The sequence below is a fragment of the Mycobacterium sp. TH-M103 genome, from assembly GCF_057473785.1.
In genome coordinates this window covers 1-7,547 of the sequence record NZ_JBYCLG010000105.1, presented here as the reverse complement: position 1 = coordinate 7,547, position 7,547 = coordinate 1, and the positions used below count along the sequence as shown (strand labels likewise).

The following is a 7,547-nucleotide window of genomic DNA, read 5'->3' as shown; positions in this document are numbered from 1 at the left end:
GCGCCTGGTTGGACCTGGCCGCCGACGAACTCCCGCGCAGCAGCACGGCGTTGCCGGACTTGAGCGCCAGGCCGAAGGCGTCGACGGTGACGTTGGGGCGGCCCTCGTAGATCATGCCGATGACGCCCAGCGGCACCCGCTGCTGGCGCAGCTGCAGGCCGTTGGGCAGGGTGTAGCCGCGCAGCACTTCACCGACCGGGTCGGGCAACCCCGCGACCTGGCGCAGGCCCGCGGCGATCGCCTCGACGCGCCCCGCGTCCAGCGCCAACCGGTCGAGCATCGCGGGCGCCGTGCCGGCCGCCCGCGCGGCGTCGAGGTCCTCGGCGTTGGCCTGAAGTATCGGCGCGGTGTGCGCCACCATCGCCGCGGCCGCGGACTGCAACGCGGCGTCCTTGGCAACCGTCGGCAACACCGCGAGCGCGCGGGCCGCGACACGGGCGCGGCGCGCGGCGTCGTGGACCTCCTGGCGCAAGTCGGGGCGCGACGGTGCTCGCAGACTCATTGAATCAGGGTATCGGTCCCCGGATCACCGGGTGCAGCGACCCGCGCCTGCCCGCGGGTGTCAGCCGACCCGCTCACCGCGCCGAACCTGCCGCGCTTTAGTCTGGCGTTCGTCGAGGATGTGCCCGAAGTTCTGCAACAGCAACGGTTCACGCATCACCACCTCCTCGAGGTGCTCGCGATCGATCTCCAGCGCGGTCACCTCTTCCAGCGCGTACGCGCTGCCCAGGTTCGGCTGCCGGGTGAGCGCCGTCAGGCCCAGGAACGAGCCCGGGACCAGGGTGCTGATCGGCACGACCGACCCGTCGTCGGCCGTGGCGGTCATCTGCACGCGCCCGGCCACCAGAAACGTCATGCCCGTCGGCACCTCGCCGGCGTACTCGACGATCTCCTCGGTGCCGTACCGCACGATCCGAGCGCACGACTGCAGCGACCGCTGCTCCTCGGCGTCGAGCCGTAACGCCGGCGCGACCACGGTGCGCAGGGCATGCGCCACACGCTCGGTCGTCGAGAACACGTCGTCGGCGTCGTCGAGGTGCAACTCCGCCCGCCGGGCGGCGTACCAGATCCAGCGCAGGAACGTCGCCTTCGCGGCGCCCGCGTCGGCCGGCGAGCTCAGCCCGATGGTGGTGCGGTACTCGGTGCCGCCGACGGGTACCGAACGGGGCTGCGCGCCCGGCTTGAGCTGCGGTAACGCGCGGGCAACCCGCGACAGCAACGCACACACCCGGTCCGGCGGATCGGCGCTGGCGAACGTCGTGGTGATCTCGATCTTGTGTGTGCCGGGCGGGCGGCTGAGGTTGGTGAACGCGGTGGTGGCCAGCACCGAGTTCGGCGTGACCCGCATTCCGCTGCCGGTGTCGATATGCACGGCGCGCCAGTTCACCTCGGCAACGCGTCCCCGCGCGGTGCCGGTGTCCAGCCACTCGTCGATGCGGAAGGGCTGCTCGAAAAGCATGAACAGCCCCGAGACGATCTGGCCGACGGAGTTCTGCAGCATCAGGCCGATCACGACCGAGGTGACCCCCAGCGCGGTGAACAGGCCGCCGATCCGCACGCCCCAGATGTAGGACAACATCACCGCCAGACCGGCCCCGATCACGCCGAAGCGGGCCACGTCCAGGAAGATGGCGGGCATCCGCTTGCGCCAGCTCGTCTCGGGGGCGCCCTCGAACACGGTTGCGTTGAGCCCCGAGAGCACCAGCACCAGCACCAGAAACCCGAACACCGTGGTCAGGATCCGCACCGGGATATCCCCGGCCGGCACCTCGGAGGCCTGGACGAGCAGCAGCAGCAGCGCGCCGAGCGGCACCAGGTAGTTCCGCAATACGCTCACCGGCCTCGCCAGGCGGTTGTTGCGCCGGGCGAGCGCGTCTTGCAGCTCGGTGAGCACGATCAGCCCGAGCGGGAGGCCGACCGCGATGCCGATCGCCCAGTAGAACCACGCCGATTCGAAGGCGTTCATCACCGCTCCAGCAGGCGGTAGATCGCCTGATCGGTGCCGCCGACCGGGATGGTGCCGGCGGGAGCGAACTGCCGCACGTCCCGCATCGCCTCGTACACCTTCGAGCTGACATAGATTCCGGGTTGCGGTGCGCCACTGTGCATTTGATGCGCCAAGCTGACGGCGCCGCCCCACATGTCGTAGACCAGGCTGGAGCGGCCCACTAGCCCGCTCACCACGTTGCCGGTGTTGACGCCGATCCGCAGCGCCAGCTTGTGCTCGCTTTGGTTGTTGAACCGGTCGATGATGCGGCCGATCTCGAGCGCGAAGTCGACACTGCGATGGATGCTGTCCAACCGGGGCGTGATGAGCCCGCAGCTGGCGAGGTAGCCGTTGTGCACGGTGCGGATCCGTTCGATGCCGAGCGATTCGGCGGCGGAGTCGAACTGGCGGAACAGGTCGTTGATGATGCCCACCAATTCGCCCTCCGACAGATTGTTGGAGAGTTCGTCGAGGCCGACGATGTCGGCATAGATTATGGCGACGTCCTGGTGTTTCTGGGCGATCGTCTCCTCACCGTCGCGATAACGCTGCACCACGGACTCGGGCATCAACGCCAGCAGCAGGCGGTCGTTTTCGCGGCGCTGCTCGTTGAGCAGCTCCTCCTTGATCGCCAGGTTGCGGCTCATCTCGTTGAACGCCGCCGTGAGGTCGCCGAATTCGTCGCGCGACTTGACCGGGATGTTCACGTCGTAGTCGCCGGAACTGATCTTGCGCGTGCCGTTCTCCAGGCGCCGAATCGGCTGCACCGCCAACCGCGCGACGAGCATCGAGGCGACACAGATGACGAAAATCATTGCCGTCACCGCGATCACCAGGTTCTTGCTGAACCGTCCCAACCGGGCGAACGCGTCGGCGTCGTCCCGCGTCGCCATCACCGACCAGTGCAGATCGGAGTTCGCCACGTTCAGGGGGGCGTAGGCCTCCAGCTCCCGGTTCCCCGTGTAGTCGGTGGCGCTAACCACCCCGGTCTCGCCGCGCTGGGCGGCGCGAACCCCCGCGCTGGGCACCGGCTGCACGAGCACCGTGGTGTGCAGACGGATCGCGCGGTCCACCACGTCGGGCGGGGTGCCGGCGTTGATGGCGTCGCGCCGGTATTCCTGCGGATCCTGCAGGAAAGTCCGCGAATCCGATCGCATCAGGTTGTCGGGGCCCGCCAGATACGTCTCGGTCGCGGCGCCCATGCCGGCGGCCTGCCAGTGCCCGTTGGCGGTCATGATCTTGTTGATCTTGGCGATCGGCACCGGCAAGGCCATGACCCCGTCGATCTTGCCGTTCATGCCCACCGGCGAGACCACCCATGCCGTGGGAAGGCCGAGGTGCGGCTGATACGGCTGAAAGTCGGTGATCCAGACGAAATCGACATCGTTGGAGGCCAAGGCCTTTTGGTAGGCCTCCCGCAGTTTGGATTCACGATAGGGGCCGGTGAGGATGTTGGTCCCCAGGTCGACTCCCTTCCGGACGCTGTAGACGACGTTGCCCTGCATGTCCAGCAGCAGCGCGTCCCGGAAGTCGAAACGCGTGACGATGCCGCGGATGTAGAAGTCGAAGCGCGCGTTGGCCGCCGTCCACGCGCTGCCGTCGCCGGCGTCCTCGACCGGCAGCGAGTCGGCGGTGGGCCGCGGCGGTGCAGTGTAGTAGGCCTGCAAGTATCTCTGCGCATTGGAACTCGGCAGCACGGCGTTGATGTCGATGCTGTCGCCGGTGGCCTGCTTGATCGGTTTGATCAAGTCGTTCTCGTAATAGCCGACGAGCGCCTGCTGTTGGGCCGGGGTGATCGTCGCATTGGCCAATTGTGCGAAGCCGTCCGTGAACGCCGTTGTCGCCTCGTTGACGCTGAAACCGCCGCTGTAGACGATCACCGAATTCGTCACTTCCCGGAACAGGGACTCCACCGCGCGTTTCTGCGACTGGCTCAATTCGATCAACCGCTCGGATTCGACCTCCCGCAATGCGCTACGGCCGGACAGGGCACCGATGAAGCCGATCACCGACACGCCCAGGATGCTCGACAGCAGCAGCGCCACCAAGATCTTGGACTGGATACCGAACCGGAAGTGAGGCCACGGCAACAGCCGGCGCCTCTTGCGGGTCACCTCGGCCCCCGTGAATCCCGCCGCGGTGGCCCGGTGCATCACGCCACCCTTTCGCCGACGGGTTTCCTCGCTGATTACGGAGGCCGGTTCGGCGTCTTTAACCCCGCTCGATGTCAATCGCCTCTCCGCCTTTCTCCGACAGATTTAGGCCCCGCTAAGGCAGCAGAGTAACGCGCGGACCCCCGGATATCGGCGATTGCCGCAAAGCGGCGTCCCCCACCGGGCGCGACTACCGTCGCAGGAATGGCACGGGTGTGTGTGGTCGGCAGCGTGAACATGGACCTGACGTTGGGCGTCGACGCCCTGCCGCGTCCGGGCGAGACGGTGCTGGCGTCGTCGCTGAACCATGCTCCCGGAGGCAAGGGCGGCAACCAGGCGGTCGCCGCGGCACGTGCCGGCGCGCGGGTGCAGTTCGTCGGCGCGCTCGGCGAGGACACCGCGGCCGGAGAACTGCGGGCGCACCTGAGGACCAACGGCGTCGGACTGGACGGGACCGTCACGGTCGCCGGGCCGAGCGGCACGGCGATCATCCTGGTCGACGCCGGCGCCGAGAACACCATCGTGGTCTCCCCGGGCGCCAACGGCCGGCTTTCGCCGACCGACGAAGAGGTGCGCGCGATCATCGCCGACTGCGACGTGCTGTTGACCCAGTTGGAGATTCCGGTCGCCGCGGCGCTGGCGGCGGCGCGGCACGCCCGTTCGGCCGGGGCGGCGGTCCTGGTCAACGCGTCGCCGGCCGGGCAGCAGGACGACGCATTGGCCGAACTGGCGGCCCTGGCCGACGTGGTGATCGCCAACGAAGACGAGGAGAAGCAATGGCGCTGGCGGCCAAGCCATCTGGTCACCACGCTCGGTGCGCGCGGCGCGCGCTACGCCGGCGTCGACGGTGAGTTCGTGGTGTCCGCCCCGGCGGTCGACGCGGTGGACACCACCGGCGCCGGCGACGTGTTCGCCGGGGTGCTGGCGGCGACCTGGCCGCCGGGGCCGGGCGCGGACCCCGCGCTGAAAGCCCAACGGCTGCACGCGTTGCACCGCGCCTGCGCCGCGGGTGCGCTGGCAACCCTGGTGCCCGGCGCCGGCGACTGCGCGCCGCGCGCCGACGCAATCGACGCGGTCCTGCGCGAGGGGGGTCCGGGCTAGTCCCGGCGCACGTCGTGGGCGATCGTCAAGCCGTCGGCCGTCTCGAGTTCGTCGGCGGCCTGACTCAGCAGCACGCGGCTGCGCCCGGGTGAGAGCAGGGCAGACAGGTGGTGGTGCGGCGCGCCGGCCACGAACACCAGCCGGTTGACGCGCAGCAGCGCGGCGCCGATGGTCGTGTCCAGCAGGCGGGCGTTGCGCGGGCCCGCGATCTCGGCGGTGATCTCATGGCGCACCCGGTCGGCGAAGATACCCGCGTCGGACAGCAACTGGTAGAGGGGCGCGCGCCGCAGCGCGGACTCCGTCAGCGTGCCGGCAAGTTCCGCGGGCAGCCAGACCTCGCTGACGATCAACGGCTCCCCGGTCCTGCGTTGCCGCCGCACCCGCACGATGTGCAGCAGGTCGCCGGACGTCTGGAGCGCCTCGGCGACGGTTTGCGGAGGGCGGCCGGCAGAAGGTGGACCAGGCGTTCATCGGGTCGTGCGCCAACGGACAGCTCGAGGACCTCAGAATCGCCGCGGAACTGCTGCGCGGCAAGACCGTCGCCCCCGGGGTGCGCCTCCTGGTCACCCCCGCCTCGCAGGCGGTCTACCGCGAGGCCATGCGGCTGGGGTATCTGCAGGCCATCGCGGATGCGGGCGGCGTCGTCACGAACTCCACCTGTGGCGCCTGCTTCGGCTACCACATGGGCGTCGTGGGCCCCGGCGAGGTGTGCATCACGTCGAGCACCCGCAACTTCACCGGCCGGATGGGCAGCGCCGAGGCCGAGATCTACATGGCCTCGCCGGCGACCGTGGCGGCCTCGGCGATCGCCGGTTACATCACCGACCCCAGGAGCGTGACGGCATGACGGTGGCATTCGGCGGAAAGGTCTGGGTGTTCGGCGACAACCTCAACACCGACGACATGTACCCGGGCTATTCGCTGCGCCCGGGCAGCGCCGGAATGCGTTTCCTGCGAGCGGATCTGGGTCATCGCGGCTACGCCGGGCCGCCCGATCCCCGGCCACGGACCCCACCGCTACCGGTTTCAGGTGTTCGCGATCGACGAACCGATACCCGACGTTGTCGACTCGGCCAAGGACCTGGTGGTTGCGATGCGCGGCCACCTGCTGGCCCGGGGCACTCTTACCGGCACCTACGAGCGCTGAACTTGCGCGGCCTACTCCTCGGGCACCTCGCGCTGGATCTCGTCCAGCCAGATCCGCGCCGACATGTCCGACGGGGCCCGCCAGTCGCCCCGCGGCGAGAGCGCCCCGCCGTGGGAAACCTTCGGACCGTTCGGCAGGGCCGACCGCTTGAACTGGCTGAAGGAGTAGAACCGCCGCACGAACACCTGCAGCCAGTGCCGAATCTCCTTGAGCGAGTACATAGGCCGCTTCTCTTCGGGAAATCCCGGCGGCCAGTTGCCCTGGCCGGGGTCGTGCCATGCGTGCCAGGCCAGGAACGCGACCTTCGACGGCCGGAATCCGTAGCGCAACATCTGGAACAATGAAAAGTCTTGCAGCGCATACGGTCCGACTTTGGCCTCGCTGCTCTGCAGCTCTTCTTCCTCCCCGCTGGGGACCAGCTCCGGAGTGATCTCGGTGTCGAGCACCGACTGCAGCACCTCGCCCACCTCGGGTTCGAACTCCCCCGTGGAGATCACCCAGCGGATCAGGTGCTGGATCAGCGTCTTGGGAACACCGGCGTTGACGTTGTAGTGCGACATCTGGTCGCCGACACCGTAGGTCGACCAGCCCAGCGCCAGCTCGGAGAGGTCGCCGGTGCCCAGCACGATCCCGCCGCGCTGGTTGGCGAGCCGGAACAGGTAGTCGGTGCGCAACCCGGCCTGCACGTTCTCGAAGGTGACGTCGTACACCTTCTCCCCGCGCGCGAACGGGTGATCGATCTCAGAGAGCATCAGCGCGGCGGTGTCGCGGATGTCGATCTCGGAGAAGGTGACGCCCAGGGCGCGGCAGAGCTCGATCGCGTTGCGCTTGGTGCGCTCCCCCGTCGCGAACCCCGGCAGCGTGAACGCCAGGATGTCGCTGCGCGGCCGTTCTTCACGGTCCATCGCGCGCGCGGCGACGATCAGCGCGTGTGTCGAGTCCAGGCCGCCGGAGATCCCGATCACGATCTTCGGGTAGTCCAGCGCGCGCAGCCGCTGCTCGAGCCCGGCGACCTGGATGTTGTAGGCCTCGTAGCAATCCTGTTGCAGCCGTTGCGCATCGGCGGGAACGAACGGGAAGCGCTCGACCTCACGGCGCAGGCCGATGTCGCCGCCCGGGGGATCGAGCCGGAACTCGATGCGCCGGAACGACTCCGCCG

5 protein-coding genes and 3 pseudogenes are annotated in these 7,547 nt (G+C 68.9%); 3 read left to right on the top strand and 5 right to left on the bottom strand.

Annotated elements, in window-relative coordinates; all coding sequences use genetic code 11:
• The 3 genes and pseudogenes from proA to AC2VOR_RS06090 form a co-directional block, all read right to left on the bottom strand.
• Window positions 1-502 (bottom strand): annotated as a pseudogene (gene proA, locus AC2VOR_RS06100) (glutamate-5-semialdehyde dehydrogenase); the annotation flags it as partial.
• A gap of 60 nt (window positions 503-562) precedes the next feature.
• Window positions 563-1,966 (bottom strand): mechanosensitive ion channel domain-containing protein, encoded by a 1,404-nt coding sequence (locus AC2VOR_RS06095; RefSeq protein ID WP_486963385.1) that lies wholly within the window; start codon window positions 1,964-1,966, stop codon window positions 563-565.
• On the bottom strand, window positions 1,966-4,140 hold the full coding sequence (locus tag AC2VOR_RS06090; RefSeq protein ID WP_486963384.1) for an adenylate/guanylate cyclase domain-containing protein: 2,175 nt from the start codon (window positions 4,138-4,140) through the stop codon (window positions 1,966-1,968). Before AC2VOR_RS06090 ends, AC2VOR_RS06095 begins: the two co-directional genes overlap by 1 nt.
• 204 nt (window positions 4,141-4,344) lie before the next feature.
• Between AC2VOR_RS06090 and AC2VOR_RS06085 the strand changes: the two genes are divergently transcribed.
• Window positions 4,345-5,241 carry a ribokinase gene (locus AC2VOR_RS06085; protein ID WP_486963383.1) on the top strand — a complete coding sequence of 299 codons (897 nt, stop codon included), beginning with the start codon at window positions 4,345-4,347 and terminating at the stop codon, window positions 5,239-5,241.
• Here the strand turns inward: AC2VOR_RS06085 and AC2VOR_RS06080 are convergent.
• Window positions 5,238-5,678: pseudogene (locus AC2VOR_RS06080) on the bottom strand (UTRA domain-containing protein); the annotation flags it as partial. The gene AC2VOR_RS06085 and the pseudogene AC2VOR_RS06080 overlap by 4 nt on opposite strands.
• Before the next feature lie 11 nt (window positions 5,679-5,689).
• Here AC2VOR_RS06080 and AC2VOR_RS06075 point away from each other — a divergent pair.
• Window positions 5,690-6,088, top strand: a pseudogene (locus tag AC2VOR_RS06075) (aconitase family protein); the annotation flags it as partial.
• A gap of 183 nt (window positions 6,089-6,271) precedes the next feature.
• Complete coding sequence (locus AC2VOR_RS06070; RefSeq protein ID WP_486963382.1) at window positions 6,272-6,388, top strand: hypothetical protein; 117 nt, start codon at window positions 6,272-6,274, stop codon at window positions 6,386-6,388.
• A gap of 11 nt (window positions 6,389-6,399) precedes the next feature.
• On the opposite strand, the gene AC2VOR_RS06065 is transcribed toward AC2VOR_RS06070, so the two are convergent.
• Window positions 6,400-7,547, bottom strand: a 1,148-nt coding sequence (locus AC2VOR_RS06065) for an NAD(+) synthase (RefSeq protein WP_486963381.1), incomplete at its 5' end; no start/stop codon positions are given.

What these genes read in the sequence shown, in the direction of transcription:
- AC2VOR_RS06085 (WP_486963383.1), top strand. Translation starts at nt 4,345, where the DNA reads ATGGCACGGGTGTGTGTGGTCGGCAGCGTGAACATGGACCTGACGTTG.
- AC2VOR_RS06095 (WP_486963385.1), bottom strand. Translation starts at nt 1,966, where the DNA reads ATGAACGCCTTCGAATCGGCGTGGTTCTACTGGGCGATCGGCATCGCG.
- AC2VOR_RS06090 (WP_486963384.1), bottom strand. Translation starts at nt 4,140, where the DNA reads ATGCACCGGGCCACCGCGGCGGGATTCACGGGGGCCGAGGTGACCCGC.